Origin of the sequence: Thalassospira indica, from assembly GCF_003403095.1 — a bacterium.
GTDB classification, from domain to species: Bacteria; Pseudomonadota; Alphaproteobacteria; order Rhodospirillales; family Thalassospiraceae; genus Thalassospira; species Thalassospira indica.
Genome location: NZ_CP031555.1, coordinates 616,854 through 633,978, shown reverse-complemented (window position 1 = coordinate 633,978; position 17,125 = coordinate 616,854). Strand labels below are relative to the sequence as shown.

15 protein-coding genes are annotated in these 17,125 nt (G+C 56.4%); 5 read left to right on the top strand and 10 right to left on the bottom strand.

Features of this window, described 5'->3' with window-relative positions:
• Positions 1-36: 36 nt before the first annotated feature.
• From DY252_RS02975 to DY252_RS02965, 3 genes are all read right to left on the bottom strand, one after another.
• Entirely contained in the window at positions 37-501 is a 465-nt protein-coding gene (locus DY252_RS02975; protein WP_064788266.1) for a PaaI family thioesterase, read from the bottom strand.
• A 427-nt stretch (positions 502-928) separates the two neighbouring features.
• Positions 929-1,762, bottom strand: coding sequence for a substrate-binding periplasmic protein (locus DY252_RS02970; RefSeq protein ID WP_064787708.1), 834 nt, complete (start codon positions 1,760-1,762; stop codon positions 929-931).
• Between the two features lie 290 nt (positions 1,763-2,052).
• Positions 2,053-3,834: a DEAD/DEAH box helicase gene (locus tag DY252_RS02965; RefSeq protein ID WP_064787710.1), complete on the bottom strand. Its 1,782-nt coding sequence runs from the start codon at positions 3,832-3,834 to the stop codon at positions 2,053-2,055.
• Positions 3,835-4,249: 415 nt separating this feature from the next.
• Between DY252_RS02965 and DY252_RS02960 the strand changes: the two genes are divergently transcribed.
• Positions 4,250-5,920: a methyl-accepting chemotaxis protein gene (locus DY252_RS02960; protein ID WP_064787711.1), complete on the top strand. Its 1,671-nt coding sequence runs from the start codon at positions 4,250-4,252 to the stop codon at positions 5,918-5,920.
• A 73-nt stretch (positions 5,921-5,993) separates the two neighbouring features.
• Here the strand turns inward: DY252_RS02960 and DY252_RS02955 are convergent, their stop codons facing one another.
• Together DY252_RS02955 and DY252_RS02950 are read right to left on the bottom strand one after the other, a co-directional pair.
• Positions 5,994-6,854 carry a prephenate dehydratase gene (locus tag DY252_RS02955; RefSeq protein ID WP_040822211.1) on the bottom strand — a complete coding sequence of 287 codons (861 nt, stop codon included), beginning with the start codon at positions 6,852-6,854 and terminating at the stop codon, positions 5,994-5,996.
• A 331-nt stretch (positions 6,855-7,185) separates the two neighbouring features.
• Positions 7,186-7,926, bottom strand: coding sequence for a 3-deoxy-manno-octulosonate cytidylyltransferase (locus DY252_RS02950; protein ID WP_064787713.1), 741 nt, complete (start codon positions 7,924-7,926; stop codon positions 7,186-7,188).
• 366 nt (positions 7,927-8,292) lie between these two features.
• On the opposite strand from DY252_RS02950, the gene DY252_RS02945 reads away from it, so the two are divergent.
• From DY252_RS02945 to DY252_RS02930, 4 genes are all read left to right on the top strand, one after another.
• The gene (locus DY252_RS02945) at positions 8,293-8,976 is read left to right on the top strand and encodes a c-type cytochrome (RefSeq protein ID WP_064787714.1); all 684 of its coding nucleotides are present in this window, start codon (positions 8,293-8,295) and stop codon (positions 8,974-8,976) included.
• 194 nt (positions 8,977-9,170) lie between these two features.
• Positions 9,171-9,953: a histidinol-phosphatase gene (hisN, locus tag DY252_RS02940; protein WP_064787716.1), complete on the top strand. Its 783-nt coding sequence runs from the start codon at positions 9,171-9,173 to the stop codon at positions 9,951-9,953.
• A gap of 60 nt (positions 9,954-10,013) precedes the next feature.
• Complete coding sequence (locus tag DY252_RS02935; protein ID WP_064787718.1) at positions 10,014-10,799, top strand: inositol monophosphatase family protein; 786 nt, start codon at positions 10,014-10,016, stop codon at positions 10,797-10,799.
• 84 nt (positions 10,800-10,883) lie between these two features.
• The gene (locus DY252_RS02930) at positions 10,884-12,101 is read left to right on the top strand and encodes a cation:proton antiporter (RefSeq protein WP_064787719.1); all 1,218 of its coding nucleotides are present in this window, start codon (positions 10,884-10,886) and stop codon (positions 12,099-12,101) included.
• A gap of 20 nt (positions 12,102-12,121) precedes the next feature.
• Here DY252_RS02930 and DY252_RS02925 read toward each other — a convergent pair whose 3' ends face one another.
• From DY252_RS02925 to DY252_RS02905, 5 genes are all read right to left on the bottom strand, one after another.
• On the bottom strand, positions 12,122-12,781 hold the full coding sequence (locus DY252_RS02925; protein WP_064787720.1) for a LysE family translocator: 660 nt from the start codon (positions 12,779-12,781) through the stop codon (positions 12,122-12,124).
• Positions 12,778-13,278, bottom strand: coding sequence for a DinB family protein (locus DY252_RS02920; RefSeq protein WP_064787721.1), 501 nt, complete (start codon positions 13,276-13,278; stop codon positions 12,778-12,780). Before DY252_RS02920 ends, DY252_RS02925 begins: the two co-directional genes overlap by 4 nt.
• 27 nt (positions 13,279-13,305) lie before the next feature.
• On the bottom strand, positions 13,306-14,247 hold the full coding sequence (locus DY252_RS02915; RefSeq protein ID WP_064787722.1) for a DMT family transporter: 942 nt from the start codon (positions 14,245-14,247) through the stop codon (positions 13,306-13,308).
• 126 nt (positions 14,248-14,373) lie between these two features.
• Complete coding sequence (locus tag DY252_RS02910) at positions 14,374-16,422, bottom strand: potassium/proton antiporter (RefSeq protein ID WP_064787723.1); 2,049 nt, start codon at positions 16,420-16,422, stop codon at positions 14,374-14,376.
• 156 nt (positions 16,423-16,578) lie between these two features.
• Complete coding sequence (locus DY252_RS02905; RefSeq protein WP_063086688.1) at positions 16,579-17,040, bottom strand: Lrp/AsnC family transcriptional regulator; 462 nt, start codon at positions 17,038-17,040, stop codon at positions 16,579-16,581.
• Positions 17,041-17,125 lie beyond the last annotated feature (85 nt).

The window sequence follows — 17,125 nt, the reverse complement described above, 5'->3', positions numbered from 1 at the left end:
TTCTGATTTTTTGATAAAAGTGAATAATCAAACCGATTATGCGGCGCTGGTGAGTAATTCCGGCGGAAGCTTCATCACCTTGAGCGTCTGAAGCGAGGTCGCACAGAGGACCGTTTCGGTATTCCTCATACCAAAGACATCGATGCGGGTGACGATGATCGACCGACCACGTGAAACCACCTCGCCCACCGCACGCAACTGATCGCCCATGCCCGGTGCGACGATGTTGAGTTTGTATTCAATCGTCAGCATGCCCTGATCGGCCGCGACCAGGCTCCAGCCAGCGAAACCGCCGGCGATATCGGCCAAACCCGCGATCAAGCCGCCATGGAAATAGCCGTTATGCTGAACAAGATCAGCACGCGTTGGCACGATCACCTCGACCCGGCCCGGTTTGACATCAGAAACCTCCGCCCCGATCGACAGATTGTAGGGCTGCTGCGCGAAACGCCGGCGCACTTCGGCAACGTAATCGGGATTTTGCGGTTCAAACGAGGCCATGTCGCGATCCTGTGGTGAAACCGGCGCGATGAGGATCAAGCACACCGGGATATGACGCGACTCTGTTGTAGTTGACGTTAACGTTAACGTCAAATTAAATCCGCATAGCTATACCGGTTTTTTGATGCGGCGGGCAGCTTCTAGACTAAATCGCCGTGAAGCCGACGATATTCAACGGTTTCGGATTGCAGTTCGCGCGCTGAGCGCGGAAAACCCCTATGATTTCAGAGGCATAAATTAAATGTGAGCAATCCTCACATTTTCGTTGCCGCAACAATCGGGACAGTTCGTACACGGGTGTGGCAGAGGCATCCCGCCTATGGCGCGGGGACAAGCCGCGGTTTGTCTGACCCTAGTTTAGCTGACCCTAGCAGGTCTGGCCTCAGTTGGCCTGACCTTAGTTTATCTGGCCGTAGTTTATCTGGCCCTAATTGGTCTGGTCGCCCCATTCCTGGATGCTGGCTTCGAGCATTTCGGTCATCACATTGCGGGAAACGAGATCGAAGACGGCACGCGACAGGCGGCCGCGCAGTTCGCCGGTGTTGCATTCCGATTTGTGCGACATGGTCAGATAGAGGTTTTCGGTGCTGACCGGGGTGTCGTAACTGCGGATATTGGTGATGTTTTCATGGGCGGCCACGGCCTTGCCGGGGAATTCTTCGTAAATCAGGTATTCCGCCCGACCAAGCGAAAGCATCTGCAAGCCCTGTTCGAGGCTTGGCACTTCGCTGATGGTTAGATTGTGACGGGCATAGGTGTCAAACGCCTGCCCGAAACTGTTATTGATCACGGTCAGGCCATCAATCCCGACCAGATCGGACCACTGGCTGTAGCGCAGATCAAGATTGTCATGCGTCCAGATCACGGTGCGGGTGCCCTGAAAGGCCGGATAGAAGTAATCCATATATTCGAGACGCGGCAGGGTCAGGAAGGCACCGGCGATCAGATCGATCGTTCCGTCGCGCATATGTTGCTGCACCCGGCCCCAGTTGCCCGAATAGACGACATCGACTTCAATACCGGCCAGTTCACCGGCCCGTTTGATAAAGTCGGCAGCAGCACCTTGCAGGGTCTGGCCATCCTTGGCCACCCAGAGATAGGGTGGGTAATCCGGATTGCCCGACGCAACCAGACGCGAACAATCGCGCTGCCCGTCGGCATCGGAAACAGGTCCGCTTTTGCCCGACTGTGCACGCACAGATACCGAGCCAACAACGGTCGCCAAAAGCACGGCCAGAAATGCAATTCTGATGCTCATCATTACCACTCTTCCTCTGCCTGCATTTCAGAGCCCTGAGACACACAGAACAGATACCTTACGCTTAGGTGTAGTAAATTTAGACCAATTCCCCACTTCAGAATAGGTCTAAACAGTTTTACGTTACAAACCCGTGCGCGAAACACAGGCCAAAATAGCGAGGGACCAGCTGTTTCCAGCCGGTCCCCCTTTAACAAAGTCCCTGTGAAGTGCTGCGCACCGGCATGACGTAAACGTCTATGCCGTTCCCCGGCGCAGCCCCCATACAGTCCCCGCAACCCTGCGGGACAGAATTATGCCGAACGGCGCTTCATGCCCTGGTTGCCGCCGCGACCTTCGTTGCGACCACCTTCTGCACGACGCGGACGGTCGCCAAAGTCACGACGGGCACCATCACGGCCACCGTCTTTGCCACCGTCACGACCGCGGAAATTACCGCCACGATCACCACGCGGCTTGTCGGCAAAGCGACGTTCGTCACGGTTGCCACCTTCACCACGGGGGCGGAAGTTGCCACCGCGGCCGCCACTGCGCTCTTCACGATCGCCGCGCGGTGCACGGTCATCATTGTCAAAGCGCGGTTTGCGGTCATTGCGGAAATCACCGCCATCACGACGCGGACGATCATTGAAGTCACGACGTGCGCCATCACGGCCACCATCGCGTGCCTCATCACGACCACCGAAGCCACGGGCTGCGCGATCACCTTCGGCGCGGGCACCGTCACGCGGGCCGCCGAAACCACGACCGCGACCACCGTCACGATTGTCACCACGGGCACCATCACGACCACCGCCGAAGCCGCCACGGCCCCGGCCGCCATCACGGCCGCCGAAACCACCGCGACCGCCGCCGCCAAAGCCACGACCACCGTCACGGCCACCGCGACCACCACGACCGCCTGCACCAGCACCGGCACCGAACGAACGGGGCGGCGGGGCTGCATGGAATTCGTGATCTTCGTCGATCCCGACATCCTGTTTGATCAGGCGTTCGATGTTGCGAAGCAAGCGAATGTCGCGCGGCTCACAGAATGAAATCGCAATACCTTCGGCAGAACCACGACCGGTACGACCGATACGGTGAACATAGCTGTCGGCATCCTGCGGCAGATCATAGTTCACAACGTGGGTAATGCCCGGAACGTCGATACCACGGGCCGCAACATCGGTTGCGATCAGAACCGGGAATTGACCATTGCGGAAGTTGCGCAGGATTTTCTGACGGATGCGCTGCTGTTTGTCGCCATGGATGGCATCGCTGTCGATGCCTTCATCGCGCAGCTGGAACGACAGTTCGTCGGCATCTGCCTTGGTTTTGGTAAAGACCAGAACGCGGTCGGTGTCATCACGGTTGAGAATCTGAACCAGAAGCTTGGTCTTGTCGTGACGTTTCACGAACATGCCAACCTGGGTCACACGTTCGGTAACACTTGCCTGCGGTGCGGTTTCAACCTTGACCGGATCTTTGAGAAGACGGTCGGTCAGGTGTTTGACTTCGGCCGGCATGGTTGCCGAGAACATCACGGTCTGATGATTGTTCGGCAGCAGTTCAGCCACGGTCAGAACGTCTTCGGAGAAGCCCATATCAAGCATACGGTCGGCTTCATCAAGGATGAAGATTTCGACATCGTCGAAACGAACCGTGTTGCGCGACATGTGATCCAGCAGACGGCCCGGGGTCGCCACCAGGATATCAACGCCACGGCGCAGTTCCTGAATTTGCGGGCCCATCGGAGAGCCACCAAAGACAACAGAAGAAAACAGGCGGATGCCTTTTTTGAAATCGCGCAGGCACTGGCCGATCTGGGTGGCCAGTTCGCGGGTCGGAGCCAGAATAACCGCACGCGGCTGACCCGGTTTCGGGCGCTGCGGGTTTTCGGCAAGACGCTGCAGCAATGGCAGGCAGAATGCAGCGGTTTTACCGCCACCCGTATGGGAAATACCCATCAGGTCCTTGCCTTCGAGAAGAGCAGGAATCGTCGCGGCCTGAATTTCGGTCGGCGCGGAGAAACCGGCAGCTTCAACATTGCGCAGCAGGGGCTCGATCAGGTTGAGCCCATTAAAATTCGTCATAAAGGAAAGTCCTTCGTTTATCCGGTCGGCGCCATGTTAACGCCTGTGGGTGCCTGCCCAAACGAAGTCATGACCGGTGCGCGGCAAAGAGCAGCCACTGCGTCGGACCCTGCATGAGAGGCAAATGATGTGAGGCATCGACGTCATCACGCCGAACCCGCCCTCGCCTTTTCATACAGTTCCTGACAGCTCATTCTGTCTTTGCAAGCGAAGGAATGAGCGGGGTGATACAGGGCATTTGACCATAAGTCAATCAATCCCCGCGCCGATCAGCCATGCAAAAACGCATTACCCTTGTGTTGGAAACAGAATCTGTAACCACCATGTAACAAACAACGCATATAATATTAATAATTTGGTTCCCAAATTGAGTGCATATAGTGCGAACACTACAATCGCTTGGAAGGGGATAATCATGCGATTTCGGGTCGTCACAGGGATATTTTCGATTCCCGCCATCTGCCTGCTGGTGCTGCTTGCCATCATTGCAACAGTTGCCTTGAACTATCAGACAAGTCTTCGAAACGGGAAATTTGAACAGATTTCGCACCTGACCGAAGGCGCTGTCACCATCGTCAACAGTTATATCGCCAAAGCAAAAAGCGGCGAGATGACCGAAGACGAAGCCAAGGCTGCGGCCCTGGATGTGCTCAATGCATACCGGTTTGACGGCCAGAACTATATCTTTGCGACAGATTACAATTACTGCATGCAGCTCGACCCGCTGAGCCCGGAAGATGTTGGCAAGTGTAATCCCGACAGCAAGGTGCGCAATATGATTGTTGCCGCAGCCAAGGCGGGCGGCGATGTGATCCTGTATGAAACCAAGAAGCCGGGTGAAGGTGACAAACTGATCGAGAAAGCCGCCTATGTGCGCCCGATCAAGGAATGGAACTGGGCCCTTGGCGCTGGCGTCTATATGGACGATGTTCAGGCAGAATTCATTTCTGTCATGCAGCGCATTGCGATCATTTCCGTGATTGCGATCATCATTGCCGGTGTTTTGTCCTGGCTTGTCGGTACGCGGATCACGCGCAGCATCGTCGGCCTGAACAGCAGCATTCGCACGATTGCCGATGGCGATTACAAGGCCCCGGTCGAAACCGAATCCCGGTTCGTTGAAATCGGCGACATGGCCGCCGGTGTTCTGGCACTGCGTGACAAGTCGGCACAGGCCCAGCAGCTTGAAGCTGATGCCGCCGTGCAGAAACAAAAAGCCGAAGAAGAACGCCGCAGCAATATCCGCGCCATCGCCGAGAAGCTTGAAAGCGAAGTCGGCGGGATCGCCAAAGCGGTTGATCGTTCGGTTCAACGCAGTGCCGATCTTGCGGTGAGCATGTCACAGAGTGCCGATGGCATTCTGGGCCAGAGCCAGCAGGTTGCGTCCGCCGCCGGTGAAGTTTCCCAGAACGTCGATGCAGTTGCCGCCGCGACCGAGGAACTTTCATCCTCGATCACCGAGATCAACGTTCAGATTTCCCAGATGTCAAACACTGTCGAACGGGCAACCGATGAAAGCCAAAGCGCATCTAATGACGTTGCCGGCCTGTCGGAGACTGTCGACAAGATCAAGGAAATCATTGGCCTGATCAACGATATTGCCGGTCAGACCAACCTTCTGGCGCTGAACGCCACCATCGAGGCCGCGCGCGCCGGTGAAGCGGGCAAAGGCTTTGCGGTTGTGGCAAACGAGGTCAAAAACCTTGCCACCCAGACGGCAAAGGCGACCGATGAAATCGCCGCCCAGATCAATGACATTGTTGACGGCACCGAACGTGCGGTGACTGGCATTTCGCGGGTTTCGGAAACCATCGAACAGGTCCGAAGCGCATCAACCGCAATTGCGGCTGCCATTGAAGAACAGGGTGCGGCAACGCAGGAAATTTCGGGCAATGCCAACCGCAGTGCGGATGGTGTGAAACAGATTTCCCAGAGCGTTGACGAAACTATGAAGAACGCCCAGGGCACGACCAACGATGCCGATGAACTGAAATCGGCATCGGCAGAGCTTTCGGATCGCTCGGCTGAACTGAGCCAGATCATTCATCGTTTCTCGACCGACTTGAAGAACCAAGCCGGGTCGTAAGAACCTGATTTCAAAAAAAGGGCCGGACATTGATTTGTCCGGCCCTTTTTGTTTTGCGCGTTCTGTTTTCCGCCTATTCCGCCGGAAGGTTGTTTTCCTTGCGGAAGGAGTGCGCCGGATAAACACCCAGAATGCGGACTTCGTGCGAGAAAAATTGCAGTTCTTCGAGCGCATGGCGCAGGCCAAGTTGTTCGGGGTGGGCTTCGACCTCGGCAAAGAACTGGGTCGCGGTGAAGTGGCCTTCAACCATGTAGCTTTCAAGCTTGGTCATGTTGATGCCGTTGGTGGCAAAACCACCGAGTGCCTTATAGAGCGCAGCCGCAACGTTGCGCACCCGGAAGACAAAGCTTGTCACCACCGGGGTGCCGTCATTGGGAATGTCGAGCGGTTCACGCGCCAGAATGATAAAGCGCGTGGTGTTGTGTTCGGCGTCTTCGACCTCGGTCCGGAGCACATCAAGACCATAAATCTCGGCTGCCAGCACCGGTGCGATGGCGGCAATCGATTTATCGCCGCGATCAGCAACTTCCTTGGCACAGCCCGCGGTATCCGGCCCGACCACGGCATTCACACCGAGTTCCTTGCGCAATTTGCGGCATTGGCCAAGCGCGTGAACGTGGCTGTGGATTTCCTTGATGTCTTCGATCTTCGTGCCCGGTACGCCAACCAGCGCATGGTTAATGCGCAGGAAGGTTTCACCGATGATATGCACACCGGATTCAGGCAGGATGTGGTGAACGTCCGCCACCCGCCCGGCCAGCGTGTTATCAATCGGGATCACGGCCAGATCGACATCGCCATCTTCGAGTGCGCTAAAGGCGCCTTCAAAGGTCCTGTACGGTACTGTCGTTGCACCCGGAAAGGCGCGACGGGCTGCCTGATCTGAATAGGCACCGTGCATTCCCTGAAAAGCGATCCTTTGTTGCGCAGTCATCTGGCTGTTTCCTGAGTGGTCAAATTGTTGGGTTAGGGTCCAAACTCATTCACATAATCGCTCCGGTCCCCCGGATTTGTGCGGATATGCGGAGCAAAATCGCAGGAAGATATACATCTTTCAAGGTTTTGCGACAAAATAGCCCGTGCAAATCCGGGCGATCCGAAGGACAACTGATATGAGAGAAAGCCTCGTCGTCAAATCCCTTGACCGGGGATCACCCCGGTTTGCGGGCTTTTCCTAGCTTTTTCTCTCATATCAATTGCCGGATCGGTCATGTGAATGAGTTTGGACCCTAGGAACTTAAAGCACTTGAAGCGTCAAACCGCAACTATGCACCCAGCACTTCGCGCGCGCGTTCAAGGTCTTCTTGTGTATCGACACCAAGCGGCACGCCATCAACAAGGGCGACCGCGATCACCATGCCGTTTTCAAGCGCGCGCAGCTGTTCAAGCTTTTCGCGTTGTTCGAGTTCTGCGGGGGGCAGGGAAACGAACCGATCAAGGGCGGCACGGCGATAGGTATAAAGACCGATGTGATGATAAAGCGGCCCGTCACCATAGGGTGCGGTTGCACGGGTGAAATAAAGGGCGCGTGCGACACGCCCCGAACCAAAGGCCGCGACGGCCTTGACCACATTGGGGTTGGTGCGTTCTTCATCGCGTTTGATTTCAGCCGCCAGGGTCGCGATATCGACATTCGGATCGGCAAGCGGTTCAAACACTGCGCGGATGTCGGCGGCATCAATGGTCGGCAGATCCCCCTGCACATTGACCACCGCATCAAATTTGCCTTCGGGGTCGAAGGTTTGCAGTGCCTGATGCACACGGTCCGACCCGCTGGGCAGGTCGGGATCGGTCAGAACGGCAATACCCCCGGCAGCAGTGACCGCGTCAGCAATTTCCTGTTCGGCGCAGGCGACCAGGACCGGACCGATTCCGGCCTCCGTCGCGCGCTTCCAAACCTGAACGATCATTGGTTCGCCACAGATATCGGCCAGCGGTTTATTGGGCAAACGCGTGGACGCCATTCGGGCGGGAATTACAACGACAGGATTGCGCGGGGTCGACATTTCTTCACTCCGGCCAAGGATAAGTCATGGGGCACAAATCACCTGCTTTTTGATCTTGCGCAAAGCGTGATGTGAACAAGCAATGGCAGAACACAGGTATGAATCGGCGCGACATTAGCCGGTTTTGGTGGGAGGACGAAAGGCGGAATCGCGTTTTGCAGAACACTAGACGAAAGTTCTAAGGCAAGCTTGTTCGCCTTGGTGTTTAAGAAAGGTTGATGCAAATCGCTGAAACGTATAGTTTCCCACCAACCAGTTTTGCCAGCGGTGACATGTGTGTTTCTCTTTATCGAGGATTGCCGGGAACGCATAGGTAGAACATAAAGATAAAACCTGAGAGTGATTAGGCTGTAACGGGGTCCCGTCATGAACACGATGGAAATCAACAAGATCGTCGCCGGCGTTATTTGTGCTGTGCTTCTGGTAGTGGTTGTCGGCAAGGTCGGCAGCGCACTGGTCCATCCCGAGGAATTGGAAGCACCGGTATATCCGTTCTCCGAAGATGTGATGGCGGGTGCAAATGCCCCGGCTGCTGCACCGGCAGAACCGGCAGGCCCGGAACCGATTCTTGCCATGCTGGCCTCTGCCGACATGGGTGAAGGCGAGAAAGTCTTCAAAAAATGCGCATCCTGCCATGACGTCGAAAAAGGCGGCCCGAACAAAACCGGCCCGAACCTTTATGGCATCGTTGGTGCCGCGTTCGCGCACAAGGATGACTTCTCCTACTCTGACGGGATGGCCAACCATGGTGGCACCTGGGGCTTTGAGGAGCTGAACGAGTTCCTTTACAAGCCGCGCGATTACATCGATGGCACCAAAATGAGCTTTGGCGGTCTGAAAAAGGCCGAAGATCGTGCCGCGGTTATTGCCTGGCTGAACACCAAGTCTGACAACCCGGTCGCCCTGCCCGATCCGGCAGCGGTTGAAGCCGCCGAAGCGGTTGACCAAGCAGCCGACGCGGTTGAAGAGACTGTCGATGAGGCAGCCGAAGCCGTTGAAGGCGCAGTTGAAGAAGCCGGCGATGCTGTTGACGCGGCCACCGCGCAGTAAATATTTCGCCTGACCGAGATTTATGGTCAGCACCGAATTCGCAGGGGACAGGAAACTGTCCCCTGTTTGCGTTTGAGGGTTTGTCCTTTGGGACTTTATATATGGCATCCTTGCGTTCCGGGCCCAAAGCGGAAATAGTACCGACCATAACCATACCCCGCCGCCAGACATCAACCGCCTGCAGGAATGCCTTTATGGAAAATCTCGATCCGTTTTTGGAAATCGCCCACAAACTGGCCGATGCCGCACGCCCGGTCGTGCGCAAATATTACCGCACCCCGGTCGCGGTTGATGTGAAGGCCGATGACAGCCCGGTGACGATTGCCGACCGCGAGGTCGAACGCACCATGCGCGATATCCTCAATGCCGAGCTGCCAGACCATGGCATTCTGGGCGAGGAACATGGAAGGGAAAATGTCGATGCGGAATATGTCTGGGTGCTTGATCCGATTGACGGCACCAAATCGTTTATTTCCGGCAAGCCGAGCTTTGCGACCCTGATTGCGCTTTGCCATAACGGCACCCCGGTTCTGGGCATCATTGATCAGGCGATTACCGATGAACGCTGGGTCGGTGTCATGGGACAGGCCAGCACGATGAATGGCGTTGAGATCAGCGCACGCGAATGCGAAGACCTTAAAAGTGCGACCTTCTTTACCACCGCGCCTGAACTGTTTACGGGCGATGCCGCCAAGGCCTATCAGGCGGTTTCGAAAGGCTGTCGGGTGCCGATGTATGGGGTTGATGCCTATGCCTATGGCCTGACCGCGCTTGGGCTTGCCGACACGGTGGTTGAGATAGGCCTTCAGGCGTATGATTTCTGCGCGCTGGTGCCGGTGGTTGAGGGTGCTGGCGGGGTAATGACCGACTGGGCGGGCAAGCCGCTTCATATGGATAGTGCCGGGGACGTTATCGCCAGTGGCGATGCACGCTGCCATCAGGATGTTCTGGCGACCATCAAGACGGCGATGGCGTGATTTTCGCGCCAATCTTCGCCCGTTAACCCCTGCCTTACAGTGCCCGACACAGGAAATCCGATGACCAACAGCCACCCTTTTCTTGCCATGGCCCACAAGCTTGCCGATGCGGCGCGCCCGGTGCTGCAAAGCTATTACCGCAAGCCGCTTTCTATCGATGAAAAGGGTGATGCCAGCCTTGTGACCGATGCCGACCGGGCGATCGAGCGCACCATGCGTGATCTGATCCATGCGGAGCTTCCCGACCATGGCATTCTGGGTGAGGAATACGGGCCGGAAAACCTTGATGCCGAATATGTCTGGATCCTGGATCCGATTGACGGCACCAAATCATTCATTACCGGCAAGCCCAGCTTCAACACATTGATTGCGCTGTGCCGCAATGGCAAGCCGGTGCTGGGTGTGATTGATCAGGCGATTTTGGATGAACGCTGGATCGGGGTCGAAGGACAGCCAACGACGTTAAATGGCGAGGTGGTCACGGCGCGTGAATGCCAACACCTGAAAGATGCCAATATTTTCACCACCGGACCGGACCTTTTCGTCGAACCAAAGGCGATTGCCGGATATGAGGCGGTCTTTGGGGCTGCCAAGCAGCCGATTTACGGTATTGATTCATATGGCTATGGCCTGATTGCCATGGGGTTTGGCGATGTGTTGGTGGAATCGAATTTGCAGCCTTATGATTTCTGTGCCGCCGTGCCGGTGATTGAGGGTGCGGGCGGGATCATTACCGACTGGTCGGGCAATGCCCTTACCATCAACAGTGGCGATCTGGTGATTGCCAGTGGTGACAGCCGCGCCCATGCCGAGGGGTTGGCAGTTTTGCAAAAGGCCATCGCGTAAGGCCATGTGATGCCTTAAACATTTGGCGATCAGGCACCTTTCGGGCACACTTGCCATGATCAGGGCAACAGGTTGGGCAGCGCCATGTTTGAATGGGTGATCATTCTTTTTCTCGGCTCCGGGCTGGTTTACGGCCTGCAATCGCGCCGCCTGCAACGCCGCAATATATCCTCGCCGATGATGATGGTTCTGACCGGGATGCTGGTCGCCCTGCCGCTGGGCATCTGGCACGAGGCGCCAATGAGTGCGCTTTCGGGCAGCATTCATTTTGCCACCAGCTTTGCCGAGATGACGCTGGCGATCATTCTGTTTCTCGATGCGGCGGTGCTCGATTACCGCAAGGAAAGTGCGGCGCGCAATGTCGCGATCCGGCTGCTGTTGATCGGCTTGCCGCTGACCATCGGGGTAACATGGGCGTTTATTGTCGGGCTTGATGCCTCTATCGGGTTGGTGCCAGCCCTGATCCTTGCGCTTATTGTCAGCCCGACCGATGCCGCCCTTGGCCGACCGGTCCTTGAAAACAAGGGCGTGCCCGAACCGGTGCGCCAGGGCATTAATATTGAAAGCGGGCTGAATGACGGGTTGGTCCTGCCGGTCTTTACCACGGCAGTTTTGCTCGAAGCCAATCTTCTGAGCAACGGACATCAGGGCTGGATCGCGGAGGCGCTGCTTGAGATTTCAATCGGGGCGGTGATCGGGGTGGTCAGTGGCTATGTCATTGGTCAGGTAGTCAATCACGCGGTCAAGCACCGCACTATCGTTGACCGGTTTGAGAGGTTACTCGGCGTTCTGGCCGCCCTTTTCATATTCCTGCTGGCCGAGGAATTGGGCGGCAATGGCTTTGTCGCGGCCTTTGCCGGCGGGCTTGCGCTTAATATTTCCAGTGACAAGGTCAAGGACGCGATTGAAAGCTTTGGCGAGGCCGAGTCAGAGCTTCTGACCATGCTGACATTCTTTGTCTTTGGCCTGATCGTTGTGCCAGCGCTTTATGAAAGCTGGACCTGGACGATGCTGGTGTTTTCGATTGCAAGCCTTGCTGTCCTGCGGCCGCTTTGTGTGTGGATCTGCATGATTGGCAGTCCCTATAGCCTGGGCGAAAAGCTTTATATCGGCTGGTTCGGGCCGCGCGGGATCGCCTCGGTGATTTATATGCTGATCATGGCGACGATGATTGATCCGGGCGCGTTCAAACCACTGTTTGCCGCCGGTACCATGATCGTCTGCATCAGCGTGGTTGCCCATGGCATTACCGCCGCCCCGGCATCGCGGGCACTGGTCACCTATCTGGCGCGGAAATCCTAAGCAAGGCTGATTTTTTCAGGCTATTGCTGGGAAATGGCAAGACGGATGCCAAGGGCGATGAACATGCCGCCAAGTGCGCGGTTCAACCAGGCGCCAAGCTTGCGACTGCCCTTGATCCGGCCAGCAGCCGAGGCCACGGCCAAAACCAGCATGCCCTCAACCACAAAGGCAATCAGAAGCACCATCAGGCCGAGTACCAGAAACTGCACCGCGCCATTGCCACGGGTTGAGTCAATGAATTGCGGCAGGAAGGCCATGAAGAAAATCGCCACCTTCGGATTAAGCACATCAATCATCACCCCCTGACGCCAAGCGCCAAAGGCAGTCATCGGTTTGGTCGAAATCGGGGCAGCCGGTTCAGCCGATTGCGCATCACTTTCGGATTTGGCAAAGCTGCTGCGCAATGCGCCGATGCCAAGCCACACCAGATAGGCAACGCCAATCCATTTGACGATGGCAAAGGCCAGCGCCGAGGTGGCAAGAATGGCCGAAAGGCCAAAAGTTGCCGCCAAAACATGGACAAAGGCGCCCGAAATCACGCCAAGCGATGAAAACAGGCCGATCTTGCGGCCGTGCACCGCGGTTTGCCCGACAATATAGGCCATATCCGGCCCCGGAGAGATGTTAAGCAACAGGGCGGCGATCAGAAACGGCGTATAGACAACGAGAAGTTCGATCATCCCAACTGATCCCGGGCGAAAAAGACCAGATCAATTTCAAGCGGGCCAGCGCCAGCTTCGATCAGCATGTTCGAGAGCTGGCCGCGATGATGGGTCTGATGATTGAACATATGCGCCAATATCAGATTGCGCGGCATGGTATAGGCATCACCGGCGACCGAGTGATAGGTAAGATCGGCGGTTACCACGGCATCGGTCAGGCCGTTGGTGAACTCAATGATCGCCTGATCTTCGGCCACGCGGGCGTGGCGGAGTTCATCGAAATTTTCATAGAGAATTGTATTGAGCGGCATGGCCACCGGACTGCCGAGCAGGCGGCTCATCCAGATGCGATCAGCCACCAGGATATGATTGAGCGTGCACAGGATCGACGGGAAGAAGGCCGTGCGCGGGGCATCGAGTTCGGCGGCTGGCAATTTTGCGCAAAGCCCATAGGCACGCGTGTTGGCCCAGAGATTATATTGCGCCATGCGTTCGAAATAGGCCGCACCGTTCATCTTGTTACTCCGTCTTCAGGTCTGCCATCAGGGCTTTGCTGTCGGGTTTGTTGCGCAAGTTGGCGGTACTGGTGCAACCTGTTCGAGCACCTTGGTCGCCGGTTTGGGAACCCGTTTGGTCAGAATAACCACGTTGCCGACCAATGTCAGCGCCACACCCCAGATTATGTTGCCCATCCAGTGGAAATCCTCAAACCAGGTCGACAGCAACAGGGCGACAATCGGGAACATCACCGAACTGTATGCCGCACGATCCGGGCCGATCTTGCCCAGAAGTGTCAGATAGAAACCAAAGCCCAAAACCGATCCGAACAGGGCGAGATAGACCCACGATGCAAGGAAGCTTGTGCTGGTATCAAAGGTGACCGGGATCCCGGCAAGCGCGATATAGCCAAACAGCAACAGCGTGCCATAGAGCATGCCGTAAGCATTGGCCTGCATGACCGGAACCCCGCGCGCATGGTTGCGGGCTGATGCCATATTGCCAAGCGATGCGATGTAACTTCCGGCAAGGGAGACCAGAAGACCGATGCTGCCGCCGGTGGTCAGATCGAAGGCGGCCAGATCATTGGCAAAGACCATGGCAATGCCGGTAAGCCCGATCCCGGCCCCGATCAGGGTGCGGGTTTCGGGACGGCGGCGGAAAAAGATCACGCCATTAATCATATTCATGATGACGATAGTGGAAAACACCACCGCCAGAAGCCCGGATGTCAGATGGATACTGGCGACATAGATCAGGACATAGTTCAGCGAAAACAGACAGACGCCCAGAACCGCCATGAAGAAATGATCACGCAGCGTAAAACGCATCGGCAAGCGGCGCAGGCCACACCACGCCATCAAGATCAGCGTTGCCAAGGCAAAGCGATAGGCGACGGCGACTTCGGGGGCGACCGAAAGCTGATACTGAATGGCGATCCAGGTCGATCCCCAGATCAAGACAACTGCTGCGTAAAGACCGAACATGGCCCAAGGACTCCAAAAGAATTGAAGCCACAATTTAGGGCAGTTCAGAACCGGCGCCAAACCAGCTTTTTTGATCCTGTCATTAGCCAAACTAATCCAAAGAGCGGAAATCTAATGCATCGCCAATCAGGATTTTTTCGACCGACCTGCTTTGCCGGGCTTTTTGCCGCTGTCTTCTTCTGGTTCGGGGGTTTCAGCACCGTCTTCGGGGGTGTCACCGGACGTGTCGTTAACCGCGTCGCCAGCCACATCGTCGACCGTGTCATCGGATGCGCCCGGCACGTCGGGGGCCTCAGTCACATCGGCCTCGTCTGAGCCATCATCAATCTGCTTGGCCGTTGATGATGTCTGATCGCTCAGCGCCGCATTCTTTTCGGCGCGTTTGCGTTTCTGCCAGTCTTTCCAGATTGCAAGCAATTCGCTGCGCGACTGGAAGATCGGAATGCGGCGTTTGGGTTTGGCTTTTTGTTGTTCAACCGCCAAGCCGACCTCAAGCACGTCGTGCTCATCATCTGTGCGGCGCACGATCAGTTCCACCGTGCCATAGGGCATGCGATCACCGAGTTCGAGATCGCCGGGCAGATCGCGTTCGAGGATTTCGGCCACGGTGAGTTCGGTGTCATCAGCGTCGACGGCAAAGCCATACAGACGACCAATATCGGCAATCCGGGTATCGGCCGGGAAGCTGAAATCGCCAAACAGTTCGACGTCATTGGCGCCCTCGGCCGGACCGGCAAACAGTTGGTCGAGCAGGTCGACATGCTTGGGCGGGGTGATGATATAGACCTGATCACCGCCCTGAACCGGCCCGGCAGAATGCGGACGCAATGACGCACCATCACGCAGGATCAGGCTTGGCCGTGCCCAGCGCGGAATACGATGGCCGGTGGCAACGGCACTGGCTTCGTGGACGCGATAGACAACGATTTCCTGATTGGCATTGCCGGGCAGTTCAAGGTCAATACGGTCCACCGGGCCATGGCGGGCCGGCACAATAATGCCCAGCCAATGCGCCATCCGCCGGATCGTCCAGCCCTGCAGCAAAAGCGAGGTAATCACGACAATAAAGGCGGTGTTAAACAACAGCTGCCCTTCGGGCACGCCTTCGACCATCGGCACAATGGCAAGCAGGATGGACACCGCGCCGCGCAAACCGACCCATGAAATAAAGGCGGTGTCATTGCGCGAGAAGTTAAAGAACATCAGGCACAGCCAGACCGCCACCGGACGGGCGACAAACACCAGAACCAGCGCCAGAATAACGCCCGGAAGGACAACTGTGCCAAATTCGGACGGGGTGGCGAGCAGACCCAAGGTGACAAACATCGCGATCTGGGCAAGCCAAGTGGTGACATGCTGAAAACGCCGGACGCCGACGCTCATTTTCATGTTGCTGTTCCCGGCATAAAGACCCGCGACATAAACCGCCAAAAAGCCACTGCCGCCGAGAATACTGGTCGCGCCAAACAGGCTGAGTGCCAACGCCATGGTAATGATCGGCACCAGGCCCGGTTCAAGTTTGACCCGGTTGATCATCCAGACCAGCGCATAGCCACCCGCAAGGCCGAAAATCGCGCCAAGTCCGATCTGAAGGATGAAGCGTTGCAGGAGTTCAAGCGCGATGTTTTCACCACCACCCAGAATGATCAGTTCGACAAGCGAGATGGTGAGAAACACCGCCATCGGGTCGTTTGAGCCAGACTCAACTTCAAGCGTGCTGCGCGTGCGATCACGCAGATTGATGCCGCCCACACGCAAAAGGAAGAATACCGCCGCCGCATCGGTCGAGCTGACAATCGCCCCGAACAAAAGTGCGACCAGCCACGGCACATCGAGCACCAGCCAGGTGACCCCGCCAATCACCCCGGTGGTGATCAACACCCCGAAAGTTGCCAGAACAAGGGATGGTCCGGCGGCGATTTTTAACGTTCGGAGCTGGGTTTCAAAGCCACTGTCAAACAGGATCAGGGCGAGCGCGATGGAGCCGATGAAATAGGCAAGCGGCGCATTGTCGAACATGATGCCGCCAATGCCGTCCTCGCCCGCCGCCAGACCGACAAACAGAAACACCAACAGCAAGGGCGCGCCAACCCGGAAGCTGACCAGACTGGTGAAAACAGCCACCACCACCAGAATCGATGCAATCAGGATCACCAGATTCATCGATTCAATCATTTCGGGGGCTCCTATGTCGGGACATCAGAATGGGTTTGGCGGGTTGCGTGCGCAGTACTATCACATAGTGATACTTAGGAAATGATGACCGGCAATGCCATCACCCCCGATGACTGATCAAAATTTTCCTGAAACTGTAAAGTCAGGCACGGCCCCCTATTCGTGGTCGGCCTGCGCCGGAACAAATAGGGTTTCCTTGGCCGTTGACAAGGCGATTTCCGGCAGAACTTCGACCACGCCGGGCATTTCCTTGATCGTGTCGGAAATGAACGATTCCAGATGGCCGGTATCGCGCAGGCGCAATTTGACCAGAAAATCAAAGCGTCCTGTCATGTGATGGCATTCCAGCACTTCATCGGCCTTGATCAGGGATTTGACCAGTTTCTTGTTGCCCTTGGCCGGATCGGTGCGCAGCCAGACCATTGCGGTCAAGGCACGGCCAATGGCGTTTGGATCGACCGAAATGCGATAGGCCTGAATAATCCCCTGTTCGCGCAGCTTGCGCACGCGATCATTCACCGCAGAAACAGACAACCCGACCTTTGTTCCCAGAACCGAATAGGACAGTGATGCGTCTTCCTGCAGGATGTCGATCAGTTTGCGATCAATTGCATCCATTTATCTTCCCCCTGAATGGATTTTGCTGATTGCCTTGATCTTACACGAAAAACGGGTGTGCGCGAACTGTTCGCCAAATTTGCCG

Bases quoted from the DNA above. Each gene is read 5' to 3' on its own strand.
- DY252_RS02975 (WP_064788266.1), bottom strand. From the start codon at position 501: ATGGCCTCGTTTGAACCGCAAAATCCCGATTACGTTGCCGAAGTGCGC.
- DY252_RS02970 (WP_064787708.1), bottom strand. From the start codon at position 1,762: ATGATGAGCATCAGAATTGCATTTCTGGCCGTGCTTTTGGCGACCGTT.
- DY252_RS02965 (WP_064787710.1), bottom strand. From the start codon at position 3,834: ATGACGAATTTTAATGGGCTCAACCTGATCGAGCCCCTGCTGCGCAAT.
- DY252_RS02960 (WP_064787711.1), top strand. From the start codon at position 4,250: ATGCGATTTCGGGTCGTCACAGGGATATTTTCGATTCCCGCCATCTGC.
- DY252_RS02955 (WP_040822211.1), bottom strand. From the start codon at position 6,854: ATGACTGCGCAACAAAGGATCGCTTTTCAGGGAATGCACGGTGCCTAT.
- DY252_RS02950 (WP_064787713.1), bottom strand. From the start codon at position 7,926: ATGTCGACCCCGCGCAATCCTGTCGTTGTAATTCCCGCCCGAATGGCG.
- DY252_RS02945 (WP_064787714.1), top strand. From the start codon at position 8,293: ATGAACACGATGGAAATCAACAAGATCGTCGCCGGCGTTATTTGTGCT.
- hisN (WP_064787716.1), top strand. From the start codon at position 9,171: ATGGAAAATCTCGATCCGTTTTTGGAAATCGCCCACAAACTGGCCGAT.
- DY252_RS02935 (WP_064787718.1), top strand. From the start codon at position 10,014: ATGACCAACAGCCACCCTTTTCTTGCCATGGCCCACAAGCTTGCCGAT.
- DY252_RS02930 (WP_064787719.1), top strand. From the start codon at position 10,884: ATGTTTGAATGGGTGATCATTCTTTTTCTCGGCTCCGGGCTGGTTTAC.
- DY252_RS02925 (WP_064787720.1), bottom strand. From the start codon at position 12,781: ATGATCGAACTTCTCGTTGTCTATACGCCGTTTCTGATCGCCGCCCTG.
- DY252_RS02920 (WP_064787721.1), bottom strand. From the start codon at position 13,278: ATGAACGGTGCGGCCTATTTCGAACGCATGGCGCAATATAATCTCTGG.
- DY252_RS02915 (WP_064787722.1), bottom strand. From the start codon at position 14,247: ATGTTCGGTCTTTACGCAGCAGTTGTCTTGATCTGGGGATCGACCTGG.
- DY252_RS02910 (WP_064787723.1), bottom strand. From the start codon at position 16,422: ATGATTGAATCGATGAATCTGGTGATCCTGATTGCATCGATTCTGGTG.
- DY252_RS02905 (WP_063086688.1), bottom strand. From the start codon at position 17,040: ATGGATGCAATTGATCGCAAACTGATCGACATCCTGCAGGAAGACGCA.